This is a genomic window from Elizabethkingia bruuniana, assembly GCF_002024805.1.
GTDB lineage: Bacteria > Bacteroidota > Bacteroidia > Flavobacteriales > Weeksellaceae > Elizabethkingia > Elizabethkingia bruuniana.
In genome coordinates this window covers 911,272-925,224 of record NZ_CP014337.1, presented here as the reverse complement: position 1 = coordinate 925,224, position 13,953 = coordinate 911,272, and the positions used below count along the sequence as shown (strand labels likewise).

Annotated in this window: 21 protein-coding genes; 9 read left to right on the top strand and 12 right to left on the bottom strand. The window is 40.4% G+C overall.

What is annotated here, in order from left to right; genetic code table 11:
* Positions 1-223 precede the first annotated feature (223 nt).
* The 9 genes from AYC65_RS04460 to AYC65_RS04420 are packed head-to-tail and all read left to right on the top strand — an operon-like array spanning position 224 to position 5,755.
* Complete coding sequence (locus AYC65_RS04460) at positions 224-616, top strand: single-stranded DNA-binding protein (protein ID WP_019974919.1); 393 nt, start codon at positions 224-226, stop codon at positions 614-616.
* Between the two features lie 43 nt (positions 617-659).
* Positions 660-1,733, top strand: coding sequence for a DUF932 domain-containing protein (locus AYC65_RS04455; protein WP_078674660.1), 1,074 nt, complete (start codon positions 660-662; stop codon positions 1,731-1,733).
* Positions 1,734-1,784: 51 nt separating this feature from the next.
* The gene (locus AYC65_RS04450) at positions 1,785-1,991 is read left to right on the top strand and encodes a DNA-binding protein (protein ID WP_078674659.1); all 207 of its coding nucleotides are present in this window, start codon (positions 1,785-1,787) and stop codon (positions 1,989-1,991) included.
* A 4-nt stretch (positions 1,992-1,995) separates the two neighbouring features.
* Positions 1,996-2,199 (top strand): hypothetical protein, encoded by a 204-nt coding sequence (locus AYC65_RS04445; RefSeq protein ID WP_059333838.1) that lies wholly within the window; start codon positions 1,996-1,998, stop codon positions 2,197-2,199.
* Between the two features lie 4 nt (positions 2,200-2,203).
* The gene (locus tag AYC65_RS04440; protein ID WP_059333833.1) at positions 2,204-2,812 is read left to right on the top strand and encodes a PRTRC system protein E; all 609 of its coding nucleotides are present in this window, start codon (positions 2,204-2,206) and stop codon (positions 2,810-2,812) included.
* Positions 2,813-2,830: 18 nt separating this feature from the next.
* On the top strand, positions 2,831-3,049 hold the full coding sequence (locus AYC65_RS04435; protein ID WP_059333832.1) for a PRTRC system protein C: 219 nt from the start codon (positions 2,831-2,833) through the stop codon (positions 3,047-3,049).
* A 17-nt stretch (positions 3,050-3,066) separates the two neighbouring features.
* On the top strand, positions 3,067-4,233 hold the full coding sequence (locus tag AYC65_RS04430) for a hypothetical protein (protein ID WP_059333831.1): 1,167 nt from the start codon (positions 3,067-3,069) through the stop codon (positions 4,231-4,233).
* Entirely contained in the window at positions 4,230-4,949 is a 720-nt protein-coding gene (locus tag AYC65_RS04425) for a PRTRC system protein B (RefSeq protein WP_059333830.1), read from the top strand. Before AYC65_RS04430 ends, AYC65_RS04425 begins: the two co-directional genes overlap by 4 nt.
* A complete protein-coding gene (locus tag AYC65_RS04420; protein ID WP_059333829.1) occupies positions 4,949-5,755 on the top strand; it encodes a PRTRC system ThiF family protein in 807 nt (268 codons plus the stop codon). Before AYC65_RS04425 ends, AYC65_RS04420 begins: the two co-directional genes overlap by 1 nt.
* Positions 5,756-6,033: 278 nt before the next feature.
* On the opposite strand, the gene AYC65_RS04415 is transcribed toward AYC65_RS04420, so the two are convergent.
* From AYC65_RS04415 to traK, 12 genes are all read right to left on the bottom strand, one after another.
* Entirely contained in the window at positions 6,034-6,477 is a 444-nt protein-coding gene (locus tag AYC65_RS04415; RefSeq protein ID WP_059333828.1) for a response regulator, read from the bottom strand.
* Positions 6,478-6,751: 274 nt separating this feature from the next.
* The gene (locus tag AYC65_RS04410; RefSeq protein ID WP_019974910.1) at positions 6,752-7,051 is read right to left on the bottom strand and encodes a helix-turn-helix domain-containing protein; all 300 of its coding nucleotides are present in this window, start codon (positions 7,049-7,051) and stop codon (positions 6,752-6,754) included.
* A complete protein-coding gene (locus AYC65_RS04405) occupies positions 7,032-7,343 on the bottom strand; it encodes a helix-turn-helix domain-containing protein (protein ID WP_019974909.1) in 312 nt (103 codons plus the stop codon). Before AYC65_RS04405 ends, AYC65_RS04410 begins: the two co-directional genes overlap by 20 nt.
* A 170-nt stretch (positions 7,344-7,513) precedes the next feature.
* Entirely contained in the window at positions 7,514-8,803 is a 1,290-nt protein-coding gene (locus AYC65_RS04400; protein WP_059333827.1) for a hypothetical protein, read from the bottom strand.
* An 84-nt stretch (positions 8,804-8,887) separates the two neighbouring features.
* On the bottom strand, positions 8,888-9,169 hold the full coding sequence (locus tag AYC65_RS04395; protein ID WP_019974907.1) for a hypothetical protein: 282 nt from the start codon (positions 9,167-9,169) through the stop codon (positions 8,888-8,890).
* A gap of 111 nt (positions 9,170-9,280) precedes the next feature.
* A complete protein-coding gene (locus AYC65_RS04390) occupies positions 9,281-9,730 on the bottom strand; it encodes a DUF3872 domain-containing protein (RefSeq protein ID WP_059333826.1) in 450 nt (149 codons plus the stop codon).
* 12 nt (positions 9,731-9,742) lie between these two features.
* Entirely contained in the window at positions 9,743-10,303 is a 561-nt protein-coding gene (locus AYC65_RS04385; RefSeq protein WP_059333825.1) for a conjugal transfer protein TraO, read from the bottom strand.
* Positions 10,304-10,324: 21 nt separating this feature from the next.
* Positions 10,325-11,218: a conjugative transposon protein TraN gene (gene traN / locus AYC65_RS04380; protein WP_059333824.1), complete on the bottom strand. Its 894-nt coding sequence runs from the start codon at positions 11,216-11,218 to the stop codon at positions 10,325-10,327.
* A 24-nt stretch (positions 11,219-11,242) separates the two neighbouring features.
* Positions 11,243-12,577: a conjugative transposon protein TraM gene (traM, locus tag AYC65_RS04375; RefSeq protein WP_059333823.1), complete on the bottom strand. Its 1,335-nt coding sequence runs from the start codon at positions 12,575-12,577 to the stop codon at positions 11,243-11,245.
* A complete protein-coding gene (locus AYC65_RS04370; RefSeq protein ID WP_446175693.1) occupies positions 12,564-12,830 on the bottom strand; it encodes a nitrogen regulatory IIA protein in 267 nt (88 codons plus the stop codon). The genes traM and AYC65_RS04370 overlap by 14 nt, the downstream gene beginning before the upstream one ends.
* A 40-nt stretch (positions 12,831-12,870) precedes the next feature.
* Positions 12,871-13,299 (bottom strand): hypothetical protein, encoded by a 429-nt coding sequence (locus tag AYC65_RS04365; RefSeq protein ID WP_059333822.1) that lies wholly within the window; start codon positions 13,297-13,299, stop codon positions 12,871-12,873.
* Positions 13,300-13,311: 12 nt separating this feature from the next.
* Positions 13,312-13,935 (bottom strand): conjugative transposon protein TraK, encoded by a 624-nt coding sequence (gene traK, locus AYC65_RS04360; RefSeq protein ID WP_059333821.1) that lies wholly within the window; start codon positions 13,933-13,935, stop codon positions 13,312-13,314.
* Positions 13,936-13,953: the final 18 nt, after the last annotated feature.

The window sequence follows — 13,953 nt, the reverse complement described above, 5'->3', positions numbered from 1 at the left end:
ACCAATAAAAAAAATGAATGAACGGTTTCCCCCTAAAGGAACCCCCATTAAATCATTTTTTTTCTTGGTCTTCGCTGTTGCCCGCTTGGATTATCTGCTTTCTTTTTTCCGGTTTTTCTTTTGGAAAAAATTATGCGAAGCGAAGCGGAGCAAACCACAACAGGAAGCAGGAAACGAGAAAAGCGAACGTAACAAAATGTAAAACTTTTAAAACAGGACGATTATGAACATCACAGGAAGACTGACAAGGGATGCGGAAGTACGCACAACGTCAAACGGAAAACAAGTAGTAAACTTTTCAGTAGCGGTAAACGACAGCTACAAAACCAAACAGGGCGAACGAGTGGAACAAACCGCCTATTTCGACTGCTCATATTGGAGAACCCCGAACGCAGTGAAGATACTCACTAAAGGTCTATTGGTAGAACTGACTGGCAGGGTAAGCACAAGAGCGTGGGTAGGCAAAGACGGAGAAGCAAAGGCAGGTTTGAACTTTCATACCTCCGACTTCAAACCGCTTGCAGGAGGCAGGAGAGCCGAAACCGTACAGGCTACTGCACAATCTGAAAGTAACGGATTTACAACACAGGGAGTAGATGACGACCTCCCATTTTAACAACGAGTATTCAATCATTTTTTAACATCAAATTTTAAGTATTATGGCACATAATATCAATTTCAACGAGAGAACAGGACGTTATTCATTTTTCAGCGTTCAGCAAAAAGCGTGGCACAACTTGGGACAAATCGTGGAGCAATACCCGACAAGCGAGGAAGCTATCAAATACGCAGGGTTAGATTACGAAGTCGTAAAATCTCCACTATTTACCAAAGGTTCGGGCATTATCGAAACTGCCAACGGCATAGAGATAGGCAGTAGCGAATTAGAAGTACCCAACTATTTCGCCAACATACGCACCGATAACAATGCAGTATTGGGCGTAGTCGGCAAGGATTACCACATTGTACAGAACCGTGAAGCCTTTAATTTCTTTGATGCGATTGTAGGCGGTGGCGAGGGCATTCTGTACGAAACCGCAGGAGCGTTAGGCAACGGAGAACGTATTTTTATCACAGCCAAATTGCCCGACTATATCCGAGTAGGTAAAGGGGATGACGTTACGGAAAAGTACATTTTCCTAACCACTTCGCACGATGGTAGCGGAAGTATCACAGCCGCATTTACACCTATCAGAATTGTTTGTCAAAATACCTTAAACGCTTCGTTACGCAGTATGACCAATGTTGTCCGTATCAAGCACACTTCGGGGGCAAAACAACGTATCGAGAACGCTCACAAGATTATGGGACTTGCCAACACATTGAGCAACCAATTAGAGGGCATTTTCAACGAATGGGCAAAAGTAAAGGTATCAGACCGAGAGGTAAGAAAGCTAATACAGTTGGCACTTTGCCCAAACAAGGAAACGCTTGACCTCATCAAAAAAGGTGCGGAAGATGAAATTTCCACTGTGTTCAAAAATGTCGTTGAGGATGCTTTTGCGTATGCAATGATAAGCGATACACAGCAAATGGACACTACCAAAGGCACATTGTTCGGAGCGTACAACGCTGTTACAGGCTACTATCAGAACGTAAGAAATTATAAGAACGATGAAGCCAAGTTGCAGAGCATTGTATTGGGTGGTACTGCCCAACTCAAATCACAAAAAGCATTTGAATTGTGTAGTGGTTTTGCCTTAGATGGTGCGGAAATCCTAAACCTTAATTAAATAACAACAGGCTACCGCCTTAATCGGTGGTAGCCTTATAAAACAACGGATATGAAAGCAAAAACAATAGAGGAAGCAAAAAGTATGGCTAAAGACAAGAGCCTTGAAACGCAATACAGGGATGAAGCTATTTACATCATCTATTGCAGTAGAACCGAGTATTTCTATGTAGATACCGACAGCCTAATACGACTTTGGGAACAGCTATTTGGCTATTATGAAAATGGATTTTATACCGCTGAAAAATCACACTCATAAAGCTATGCAAGTAACAGATTTGAACAGTTGCCCCATTGAAATAACAAACCTCAAAGAAGCCATCAAAATAGCAAGGCAATACAAAGAATACCGCCACGAGGATAAAAGTTTCTCCGAGTTCGATAAAAGGAAAAAAGTCTATTGGGCAGATATGTACGAGAAACTAAAAGCAATAAAAAAACGATTAGACGAAACTTTAAAATTTTAGAACAATGAACACAAATTTTTTCAATCAGATACAGCAGTTGGACTTTACAGGAGTTTTACAACTGAACATTTCAAAAGGAATAGAAAGCAACTTAATTGTAACTGTATTGCTCAACAACGAAGAATGCGGAGATAGTGCCAAAAACGGTATTCCCCCATTGACCTTTAATGCCACGCCCCAAGAGTTTGACGAGGGATTTTTTGAACAGATAACAACACCTATACAAAAGGTATCGGGCTTAATGGTGGATATGGAAAAATTCCTAAAGCAATTGGAAGAAGTTAAAAAGCATTCCGCAATAGAAAAGGAAAAAGCCGAGAAAGCCAAAAAGGAGAAAGAAGCCAAAGACAAGAAGTTTAAAGATGCTATGGCAAAGGCTGACGAGTTGGAGAAAGAGGGCAAATTCCGTGAAGCGTGGATAAAAGTACCCGATATAACGGAGTTCCCCGAAAAAGCGGACGAGATACGCAAACGTAAAACATCATTGTCCGACAAGTTTGCCACACCAAGCCTTTTCGGAGCAATGGAAGAAGCAAAACCCGAACCGCAAAAAGAGGAAGAAGTTACTGCCGATTATCCTATTGATGAAGCGGACGAAGAAGAACAGTATTAACACTTAAAAACGACCATTATGTTATTAGCAACCCAATTAGAGCGAGTATTTATCCTCAATGATAAAGGACAGGACATCAGATTGACCGACCCAGAACCACGTTGGAGCGTGGAAGCCGTAATGAATTTTTACGCCAATATGTACCCGATTTTGACAACAGCAAAAGCATCCGCACCGCAAATCAAAGATGATGTGGTAGAGTACAAATTTGAAAGCGTAATGGGTACGAAAGGTTAAACAAAAATTATAAAACGATGAATTATGCAACGCAATATCATATCGGGAATTATCAGCATACCCGAACAGAAACGACAACAACAGTTACACCGACAGTTGGGCGGGTTCGCAAATTGGCTACAAAGACCAAAGGACGCAAACCAAGTGCAGAAAGACAAGCAGAAATCCGTACCGATAGCAATGCTACCAATGGTATTCTAAAGTGTACGTTTCTGCCTAAACTGAAAACAGCACAATCCGTACAGGCTTGTCAGAAAACGGAGAGGGATTTTTACAAGTCCCTTTCCCGACTTGCCGAACATTACAGCATTGAGCCAATGCAGACCCAAGATTTTGATTTTCCCTACAATATGGCATTGGCTATGTGGGATGTGGAAACCAAAGTAAAACGTACCAATATCAATTGGGATAGTTTCAAATTGCTACAGGACAGTAAGAAAACCTACTTCACAAGTGAGGAACGATACAATACAGGCACAACCTTGTATTATATTCCTATTGCACCACTCTTTAAAATGCTCAAAGACCCGAAGCGTAAAAAGACTGCACAGCTTTTAATATCAGTATGCAGTTATCTGTACCATATTGCCGATGTACCGTATTACAGGCAAGAAGACAGCTATTTGTATTGGCTATATGAAACGCATAAAGATTGGGTAGAACAGGACGAAGAAACGGGCGAAACCGAAACGTATAAAAGTGAGTTAAGAAATGCAGAATATATTGGCGATAATATAGAACAGAAGCTATTTAACCGTATCAATTTAAAGGTATTTGAACAGCGTTTGAGCCGATTTAAAAGCGTTGATATATTCGACAGGAAATGTTGGCAGATAGCTTGTAATGCCTTTGCCCTTTATACGGAATATCCGAACGCACCCATTTTCAGAAATGCACCATTGCCCGAAGAAGACCCCTATAATGATGATTACGAAACCGAAGCAATCGGAATGGAAAAGTATATCTCTTTTATTTCCGATACCAAAGGTTGGTTATATGAAAGCCTTAAAGACAGCATCAACAACGAGTTTAACGAGTGCGGAGTATTGGAAGAACCGACCATTTGCAAATCCTTTGACGGCAGTAAAACAAAGACAAATAACCTCGATTTTGAGAACCGTCTGTTTGCCGTATTGGACGACCTCTGTACCCTATTGTATGACTATAAAACAACAGAAAAATGAACACCGTAAACGACATAACCAAAGATTTCGGTACATTGTATTATCCAAAATCCGCTTTGGTATTCTACGAAACCAAAGGCACAGATACAGCAATGTACGTGGAGCATTTCGATATGGATAGCAACGGAACGCCTACCAATGCCCACCCATTGACAGTAAAAGAAGCCAACGTATTGGCAAAGGCTTTACAGACCGATGAAGAAAAGAACACAGCTTTTTTAAAGCCAAATGGAATTTTGCCGACCAATATTCTGCATATCAGTCCGAGCGAAAAAGGTACGGTGCTATGGTACACGAAAGCACAGCAAAGACAACTGTATTTTGTAGATAGTTTGGGCATACCCAACGGAAAGGCACAAGTACCACCAATGCTTTGGTTAGCGAGCAAAAGCAGTCTTACTGTATTTGCTTTGGCAAGCGACAGAAGACCTACCGAGAAAACGCCATTGCATTACGTCCCATTTTTCAATATCTACGAAAAGGGCAACGTATGTATGGGTACTGTTAGTATTGACATTAAAAATTCGGCTTCGGTTGAGGAATTTACCCGCGCGTGGGAACATTATTTTTTCAATTCCTATTTCAGCCATTCATTATGCGAAAACTTGACGAAAAAAAACATTGTAAACCTTTGGAAAGACCTTATCAGCACAGATAAACCCTTTCCGAAAGAAGTATTAAAAAAGAATAACAAAACCCTTAAAAATCTATTGTGATGAATACAGCAAAAACAGCAATCCATTTTACGGACAATTATCTGCTCAATCCGACCAATCCGATTTCGGTAAACCTTATCGGAGCAGGTGGCACAGGCTCTAAGGTACTGACCGCTTTAATGGAAATTAACGAGAGCTTGATAGCATTAGGACACGCAGGGTTGCAAGTCCGCCTTTGGGACGATGATGTTATCACGAATGCCAATTTAGGCAGACAGCGATTTTTTGAATGCGAAACAGGATTGCATAAATCCGTTGCTCTGATAAACCGTATCAATCGTTGCATCGGTACAAATTGGAAAGCCGAAACGGTAAAATTTGAAAAGGATAAGTTTGGCAGAATGCCCGAAAAAGCAAGGGCAATCATTACTATTACTTGTGTGGATAATGTACAGGCAAGATTTGGTGTTGCTGAAATTCTTAAAGAAATAAGTTACCGCAGACACTACCAAGATGAACCAAAATATTGGTTGGATTTTGGCAACAGCCAAGATACAGGACAAGTGCTACTATCTACTATCGGAGAGATAAAGCAACCCAATTCAGAGAAATACCAAACGGTGGCAAGCCTGCCATTTGTTACCGATGAATTTGGCGAATTGCTGAAGCAATCCGAACAAGAGGACAACACGCCAAGTTGCTCACTTGCCGAAGCGTTGGAACACCAGGACTTGTTTATCAATTCATCATTGACACAAATGGGTTGTTCCTTGTTGTGGAACTTGTTCCGCAGGGGAATGACCGAATACAAAGGATTTTTTCACAATCTGAAAGACTTCCGCACCCACCCGATAAAAGTCGCCTGACCCGAAAAGTCGGGCGGCAAAAAGACAGATCCTCCCGATGGTCGGGGCAGTCTTTTTGCATCAAATCGGTGCAACCCCTTTGTTAAAATGCACTCCTGCGCAATTCCCTTTCCTTACATTTTACCAAACAGGTTGCGACATTATTGTATGGGATATTCATTATCCCAATGATTAGGTATGCAGTGACTTCTTTTCTTTTCACATAAGCGACCAAAGAAAAGAAGCAAAAGAACGCCGCTTGATTAGAACAGATATTTTACACTATTATAATTGGAACGTTACTTATTGCTGAAATATTCCTGTGTAATTTCCGCTACTCCCACACTAAAATATCTATCGCCATTGGTAACAACATCAATAGCTTTTTTAAAATCGTCCACATCACTACCTATGAGCAGATAACCTGCAAAACCGATTTCTAAAAGAGATTTTACGGCTTTTTCTGCATCACTATGTGCAATCAGTTTAATGGTTGGATATTGTGTTCTCAATTCTTGAAGCTGTGCCAGCACATTCTTATTGTAAAAATCAAGGTCAATAATACAAACGTTGGGGAGTGTTTTTAATGCTGATAATTGGGATAGTCCGTCTTCAATGTTTTCAGAGCGGAACGATACTTCAATTCCTGAAGCAGCGAGGTCGTTGCAGGTCAAATCCAAAATCGGGCTTTTATCATTGATAAAGGCGAGGGTAATTTTTTTTTGTGCTGTACCAGTTTCCATATCATTACTTTTTTGAGTTGATGTAGCCCTGCACAAAAAAAAGAAGCGCAGGCAACCACACTTACCGATACTGAGGCACTGGTACGCCTTAATCCCCGAATAAGCGAGCGCCCACGCCTATGACGTGAGCGTTCTTACTTATTGTCTTGGGGATACAAAAAATTACCAGTTTTCAGTACCAAGACCTAAAGCAAAAACACTTTAAGTATTGTTATATTTTACATAGCAAATATACTAAAGTCCTTCCGTTGAAACATAGTCAGAACAAAATTAATTACAAGCAATGTCTGTCATTGGCTATATAGTTCTGTTCTAAGACGGTCAGAATATCACTTTCCTTATAGATTATCTTGCCCCCAATTTGTATAAACGGCAGGATATTATCGTCACGGTATTGCTGTAAAGTCCGTTTGCTGATATGGAGCAGCTTGCATACATCTTCGCCCGACAAGTATATTTCTCCGTTCATTACAGGACGGTAGTTTTTCAATATTTCTTCAATACGGTTTCTCAACTGCATTATCATTTCCTGATGGGCGATGATTTCTTCCGTTTCATTCGTCAGTAAATCCATTGTCGTTGGTATTGTACGGCTGTCCGGCTTCGAGTAAAGCCTGTACGTCCGAGCGTTTATAATAATTCTTGCGGTTCAGTTTGGAATATGGCAATAAGCCTTTGTCCTTATAGGTCTGCAAAGTCCGTTTGGTAATGTTCATCATCAAACACACTTCCTGGTTGTCGAGCCATTGCTCTTCTTTGAAAATCGGCGTGTATTTCCGTACAGCATTTTCGGTCATTTCCAAAATTTCCCTTAGCTCATTTTTCATTCCGTCCAATGCGGATTTTTGTATTGCGATAACTTCCATTTTTTGCTCATTTTTTCTGTGGAAGTCGAAGATATTAAGGGGTGTTACAGGGTTGGAAAATGTAGTATTGATTGGCGTTGAAAGGTAGTGTTTGGCGGTTTACTACCTCTGTAAACAAAAAATCGGATAACCTTTTGGCTATCCGATTTGATATTGCTTATTCACAATATTTAAGCAAAGTATTTTTTTAATTTCTCTGGTATCTCTACATTATCAGTTTGCAAAATATTTTTATATTCAATGGTAATGGTACTACCATCAATAAATATATTATTAAATCTTTCCAATAACCAATCAGAATTATCTCGTTGATTATAGTGCTCAACTAATCTCATAATTATATCCTTATCGGACGGGCAATTTTTGATTATTCCGGAAATAATATCAGCTCTATCGTTTACCCATAAATATGACTTATACCCAATAAAACTAATGTTGTTTAAAATCACTTGTTTAAAAGTATCTAAGATGCCATTTCCTGATAATATCTGATGCTCATTGATGGTTGGAGAATATTCTCTTATAGCATTTAATATAGTTTTATTTGCTTCTGCTATTTCATTTTGTGGGATTAAACCATTTCTTAAAAAAGAAGTATATAATCCTAAAATGTTGTTGCAAGAAGTTAATTGTGTTTTCCAAAATTTTCGGACTTCTTCCTCATTAAAATTAAAGCTCAAAATTTTATCAGGATGGTTCGACAGAAAGTCTTTTAAATAATACTTATTGGCTTTGACAATAGCAATCAAACTATCGTTTACAAAACCTTTATTTACCTCTAAACTTTTACTAATTAGTTCCTGTTTCCTTATAGATAAGTCGAAATCCCATTCTCCATTATTTAATAATGCTTCCCAAAAATGTTTCAATTTTGACCTTTCTACTGAAAATTCAATCTCTTGAATTAATGGAGAAATGTCTTTATCCGGTGGAGTAATAGTTGGGTCAAAATGTTTATGAATTTTATTTATCAGAGATTGCATTCCACCCTCTATTGTTATTTTGGACATATTACTCTCTATAAATGCCCAAAAAGCCTCAATATGAAAAGTGTCTATAATATTATCCTTGTAATGAGCGCAGTCATTCCTTCTATCTTTCCAATATTTTATTTGTAATCGTAGATTGTCATTAAGGTTAAATATTGGGTCTTTAGTGCGTTCTTTTGTAGTCTGGTCAGTTTTTTCTTGTTGTTGAGTTGAATCAAATACACTTGCTTCCCACAAGTCTTCATTTTGTAATTTTGAGATTATTTTGTCCCATTCCCCTTGGGGAAATAAGTTTGGTTTAGTTCCTCCAATTATTCTTTCCTTCAGTATCGTCAGAAAAGCCAAATATGAAAATAATAATGAGGCTCTATTCGCTCCAGCTTTATAGCAAGTAACGGCATCTGTAAATAGTACATTTACATCTTCTGAAAAATTATTATTATCAATCCAATTTTCAATTCGTAGTTTCATTCAAATTATATTTTGCCTAAAGCTGTTTAAGATACTACAAAATTATACAAATATCTTAAGTGGCAACTTGAATGAGCAGATTGATTATCGAGGGTTTTGTATCTCCACTTTTTGCAGTTCCTTTTCCTTTTTCATTTGGCTGTAAGTCCATATACAGACAATACCGACAACAATTAAAGCATAGGCAATCCATTTGCCGATACGTTCTATAAAACGGGTAAATACAGATGCTTCAAAACTCGAAAATCCCTCTGCACCCATACCATTACGCCTGTAAAATTTCCTGCGGTTTATCCAATAAATAAGCACTATCGCAATAACGATAACAATAATACCAAACACCAATTGAGCCGTAACTGTATCCATACCCGTTAAGATTATAATTCAAGTAAATTTAAACAAAAAACAACGTACACCGAAAGCTGAAAAGCAAAAAACCGACCTGTAACAGTCGGTTTTGCTTTTATATAAGTAGCATTAATCACTACTGTTGAACTGAAAGCTCAACTGCTTTTCATTCCCAAAGCTGTCTGAAATCCACACATCAAAAGATTGTGAAACGGTAGATGCCGAAGTGTAATACAACCGGAACTGCTCCGTTGGCAACGAATACAAATCGTTTGGCAAATACGGTGGTTCGTCATAATACCGCAATGTGCCTTGACCGTCAAATTGGAAGTAGCGGAGAAAATATTGCGTATTGCTGTAATTGCCTGTTCGCTGTATGGTAATCCGTATCTCTACGGTCTGCCCACTGGCAACATCTTTGGGTACAGGCATTACTTTGACCTCAAAAGGGAAATCGTTCTGTATTTCGAGTTCATCGTCTTTGCTACAAGATACCAACGTAACCGAAGCTGTGAGGATTGCCAAGAGTACATATATTGAGCTTAATCCTATCCTGAATTTATTGAATATTGCTATCATTGTTTTTACGTTTTAAAAATTAAACCTTAATCCCACGCCTGCGGACGGTCGGAACTGTTCCAAGTCTGTACCCCACAAAACCTTTGTACGCCCTTGCAGGACTAACACAAAACGGTCGGACAGATACGTTTCAAAAGTGAGGCGACCGCCTGCTCCATAGATAAAATTATCCTCGCTCAAAATTTTTGCTCCGTCATACAACATTGCTTCGCCACGGTTGATACTTTCGTAACCGACTACACCTGTTATTCCGAAGTTCAGCGTGATGTTCTTACGGGCATCGCCCAAGAGGAAGAAGCTGTAACCGCCCTCTGCGGTATAAGTTTCCTGCGGTATGCGGAGGTCTTTATAATCGTGGTATTGGTGCGTGTATTCCAACGCCCAAAGCTGATAGTTACCATTTTTGCCGTTTACGGTCATTGCTGCACTGATGTAATAATCGTCACCGATTTTATCATTGGACAGCACACCCGTACTCACTTCCAATCCTTTCTGTTTAGGTAACATTCTTTGTGCCTGTGTGACCGTGATGGCCATAAAGATGAGCATCACGGTATAGATATACTTTTTCATATTATTTACTTTAAAAGGTTATTAAAATTTCAGGTGCATATCGTTAATCAAACGGGCTTTGATTAAGTCGGAATTTTCTATCTGGAGCGTTTGATGCCTGCCTCCGTTTTTCTCGAAAATCTCAATCAGCAGTACCTTGTCATCGGCAATGGTAAATTGGTCTAACAGGAAGACGTTTTGTTCGATTGTTTTTCCGGCAATGTCGTCCAGTGGCTTGTAAGTCCTAAGCGGTATCATCGGGCGTTCCTGCACTACGGTACGTTTGGCTACCTTTTTATCCACCACTTTGAAATTCACAAAATCAATCTGAAACGGCACATTGGTACGGTTTCTCAATTCCGTATGGAAATAGTATTTGCCGTTGTGTATGTAAATGCCTTTGAGGATAAACTGAATACCGAAACTCTTAGCCCCGATATGCTTTACAATACGTTTGTCCTTTTTGTAAATGGTTTCCAAAAGCAAGCCTGCCAATGATGGCGAATTGTTGCCCAATTCTTCAAAAAGCACATCGTTTCCGTTGGCTTTATCTACCGCCTTTTGCATCGTAAGCAGGTCATAGCTCAACGCATCGGGATAGGAACTGTAATATACATTGAAGCTGTAAAAACGTCCGTCATTCGTGATTACGGAAAAATTGGTTTCCGCTTCAAATTCCCTTACCGATGCTTTTACACGCAACACGTTTTCCGCATCTTCCGCTTTTCCTGCAATCAGGTATTCGCTTCCCAAATCCACATAACGAATGGCGGTCGGAAAAATAAGATGTGAAGTTTTATCGTAGGTAACTTCCATTCTATACGGTTCTATCTTGCCTAATGCAAGCGGAGTTTTTGCACTATCCTGTGCAAAAGATTGTACGGCAAAGCCGAGTATCAGGGCAAATGCCCAAAAGGTTTTTAAATGATTTTTCATTGTTTAAATTATTTGAGTTCAACATTATTTTTTAGATACAAGGAAGACCTGATGCCCCGCTTTTAGCGTAACCTTTGGGGTTCTTACCTTTTTGGCGAAATAGCCCGAAACACCCTGTACCACGCCACGGCTTAAATCAGCAGCAACCTGTTGTCCTGCATTCTGCGTGAGCATTATGCTTGTTCCCGAAGTCTGGCTCATATTGCCCGCCATTTCGGTAAGGGCGTTCATTTCGGGCGAATACGGAACGTACAAGCCTTGCTGTCCGTCCAAATCGTAAATAGTAATATCAACCGGAATGATGTTGCCCTCTAATTCTACGGAGGTAATTTTTAGCTGTAATCGTCCACCCTGAAATTTGGCATTAGCTGTTACAATCGTTCCTTTTGGAATGGTACGCCCGGGCGTTTGGGCTGGCTCTAACAATCGCAATCGTACCCCTGTTTCGCCGATAACCGTTTGTGCATCGTGTACACAGGCTTTGATACTGTTTTTCGGTTGTGCCGTTTGCTCAATAGAACCTGCGGTATAAAAGCCCCGGTTTCTTGTTTCGCTCCAATCGGCTAAAAAGGCACTGTCCGTAGGCTCACGATACAAAGCGGAAACGGTGTTTTTCCTTGTCGGTGTAAACGCTACAAAATGTTCTTTTTGAGTTGAACCGGTCGTAGCTGTACCTGCACTTTTAACAGGTGGAGCTTCTGTCGAATTTGTACCCGTTGGCAGATACTTTGCCGCCATCTGGTAGGATTTCTCCATTAGGGCAAGCTGGTCATCAACGGTTACAGATTTAGGCACATCTTTCTCGGCTAATTGTTCTTTTAGTTCGTCCAATTGCCTGCGGAGTTCTGTTGTTTCCGAGTTGTTATCCTGATAAAATGAACCCAATGTGCTTTGTGCATTGCGGTAACTGCTCAATGCCGGATTGCCGTTTCTGCCCGAACCTCTGCCACCGCCATAGCTGTTGCTTTCGTCTTCTTCGGAAAATTCATCATTAGGCTCTTTTTTGTCTTCAGTATTCCAATAGTCAGAAAGCGTGGTAAGTGCATTGCGTTTTTCTTGCTCTTTGCGTTCCAGCATTTCCAACTCGTAAGCCTTGCCTTTGTCGGCAGGCATTCCTGCTCCGGTAGCCTCTGGTACTGCATCGTTCAGCCCGATGTTCTCGATTTCCTTTTTGTCTGCGGATGGTTTAAATATGAGGTACATACAACCTACGAAGACAATTCCCATTAAGCCAAAGATGAGCGGCTTTTTGAGCTTTTCGGCTTTGTTCTGTGTACCGTCTTGCGGTACATCAGCGGTTGCTGCCTGGTTCCCTTCCGTTACCCGAACAACCGACTTTTTGTTCTCATTTTCTTTCATAAATCTTGTTTTTTAGAATTGTTGATAATGTGTCCTGCAATCTTGCAGGGCTTTCACTTTTTTTGAGGACAGGGTTTTCGATATGCTCAATGACCATATCGTTACCGGACTTTGAGGTATCGTACCATACTTTGCAAATGACCCCTGCCGTAAGCAGTAGATACCCCACAAAAAAGTAAAGTGTGTATTGGTGCTGTTTCCGCAAGGGCAATGCCCGCCAGCGTTCGTCCAGTTTGTCAAAGTACCTGTCCATATTTGCTCTTAGTTTTTTCATAACCTTACTATTTCTGTTGTTATAGCTTGAAACGCTTAGGACTTTGACCTGCCTTTTGCTTCGGTTCTTCATTGACCAAAGCGACTGCCTCAACCGCTTTGGGTACGGATATTACAGACAGGTTTGTCAGTTCCGATTTTTTCAGCAGTTGCCCAAATTGGTCTTTCCTTGCAACCTCCATTCTGTTGAGCGAGAATTTGCCGTTCAGGTATTTTACCCACATACTGCATTCTACACTTGGCTTGTCTTCGCCCGACCATTGCAGGTAGCCCGTCAGCAACAAGTCCTGTTTAGGCAAACTATCTGTACCTTTTTGGCAGTTTTCGAGGTATTCGCCGATACTTTCCTTCAACTTTCCGGCATACGCTCCCTGCGTATGGAAATAGCCGTTATATCCTTTATCGGTAAGGATTTTTGCAAACGTGTTTAAATCTGATAATGCTTCCATAAGATTGTTTTTTTAGCGTTCGATAACTTCTATATCCCTGTTTTCTATCACTGCAAACTTTTCGATGTTGAAGCCCTGCGGGTTGTTGTCCGAACGGACAGAGTTCACGAGATAGCAGGAAGTAATCAGGTTACGCCTGGTCACGTTGCTCGAACGGATAATGAATTGTTTGGCGTAGGTACGCACCGCATAAGGATAGGTGTCGAAATTGCACACGACACTATCCACCTCAATGCGTTGCTGTACATTCCCCGAAATAATCCTGCTGTAATAGCCCTTTTCCGACAGGTCTTTGTAATAATCAAAAGCTGATTTATCGGCAAGGTTGAACGCCCTGCTCATATTGCTTTCGATAGCGTTCTTGTCGGGAGCAAGCGTAAAAAAGAGTTCGTGAAAACGCCTGACGTGTTCCCTTGCTTCCACAGGTCGATTGATACTTGCATCTTGCGATAAGGCAAGCATCAACGATTTTCCATTATCCAGCACATAGATTTTTTGGCGTTGTTCTTCCGCAAAGCTGTAAGATTTCCAAAGTGAAAATCCTACCACGCTTAGGCAGAGAACGGCAAATACAATGGCATACAGCCGTATTTGCCTAAAACTGTTTTCGATATTTCTTAATGTTTTAAATTCCATTTTTAAATGATTTGATTG

Coding starts and splice junctions, on each gene's coding strand:
- AYC65_RS04435 (WP_059333832.1), top strand. CDS start 2,831: ATGTTATTAGCAACCCAATTAGAGCGAGTATTTATCCTCAATGATAAA.
- AYC65_RS04445 (WP_059333838.1), top strand. CDS start 1,996: ATGCAAGTAACAGATTTGAACAGTTGCCCCATTGAAATAACAAACCTC.
- AYC65_RS04395 (WP_019974907.1), bottom strand. CDS start 9,169: ATGGATACAGTTACGGCTCAATTGGTGTTTGGTATTATTGTTATCGTT.
- AYC65_RS04405 (WP_019974909.1), bottom strand. CDS start 7,343: ATGGAAGTTATCGCAATACAAAAATCCGCATTGGACGGAATGAAAAAT.
- AYC65_RS04460 (WP_019974919.1), top strand. CDS start 224: ATGAACATCACAGGAAGACTGACAAGGGATGCGGAAGTACGCACAACG.
- AYC65_RS04440 (WP_059333833.1), top strand. CDS start 2,204: ATGAACACAAATTTTTTCAATCAGATACAGCAGTTGGACTTTACAGGA.
- AYC65_RS04400 (WP_059333827.1), bottom strand. CDS start 8,803: ATGAAACTACGAATTGAAAATTGGATTGATAATAATAATTTTTCAGAA.
- AYC65_RS04410 (WP_019974910.1), bottom strand. CDS start 7,051: ATGGATTTACTGACGAATGAAACGGAAGAAATCATCGCCCATCAGGAA.
- AYC65_RS04385 (WP_059333825.1), bottom strand. CDS start 10,303: ATGAAAAAGTATATCTATACCGTGATGCTCATCTTTATGGCCATCACG.
- traM (WP_059333823.1), bottom strand. CDS start 12,577: ATGAAAGAAAATGAGAACAAAAAGTCGGTTGTTCGGGTAACGGAAGGG.
- AYC65_RS04370 (WP_446175693.1), bottom strand. CDS start 12,830: ATGGACAGGTACTTTGACAAACTGGACGAACGCTGGCGGGCATTGCCC.
- AYC65_RS04450 (WP_078674659.1), top strand. CDS start 1,785: ATGAAAGCAAAAACAATAGAGGAAGCAAAAAGTATGGCTAAAGACAAG.
- AYC65_RS04425 (WP_059333830.1), top strand. CDS start 4,230: ATGAACACCGTAAACGACATAACCAAAGATTTCGGTACATTGTATTAT.
- AYC65_RS04415 (WP_059333828.1), bottom strand. CDS start 6,477: ATGGAAACTGGTACAGCACAAAAAAAAATTACCCTCGCCTTTATCAAT.
- AYC65_RS04420 (WP_059333829.1), top strand. CDS start 4,949: ATGAATACAGCAAAAACAGCAATCCATTTTACGGACAATTATCTGCTC.
- traK (WP_059333821.1), bottom strand. CDS start 13,935: ATGGAATTTAAAACATTAAGAAATATCGAAAACAGTTTTAGGCAAATA.
- traN (WP_059333824.1), bottom strand. CDS start 11,218: ATGAAAAATCATTTAAAAACCTTTTGGGCATTTGCCCTGATACTCGGC.
- AYC65_RS04455 (WP_078674660.1), top strand. CDS start 660: ATGGCACATAATATCAATTTCAACGAGAGAACAGGACGTTATTCATTT.
- AYC65_RS04430 (WP_059333831.1), top strand. CDS start 3,067: ATGAATTATGCAACGCAATATCATATCGGGAATTATCAGCATACCCGA.
- AYC65_RS04390 (WP_059333826.1), bottom strand. CDS start 9,730: ATGATAGCAATATTCAATAAATTCAGGATAGGATTAAGCTCAATATAT.
- AYC65_RS04365 (WP_059333822.1), bottom strand. CDS start 13,299: ATGGAAGCATTATCAGATTTAAACACGTTTGCAAAAATCCTTACCGAT.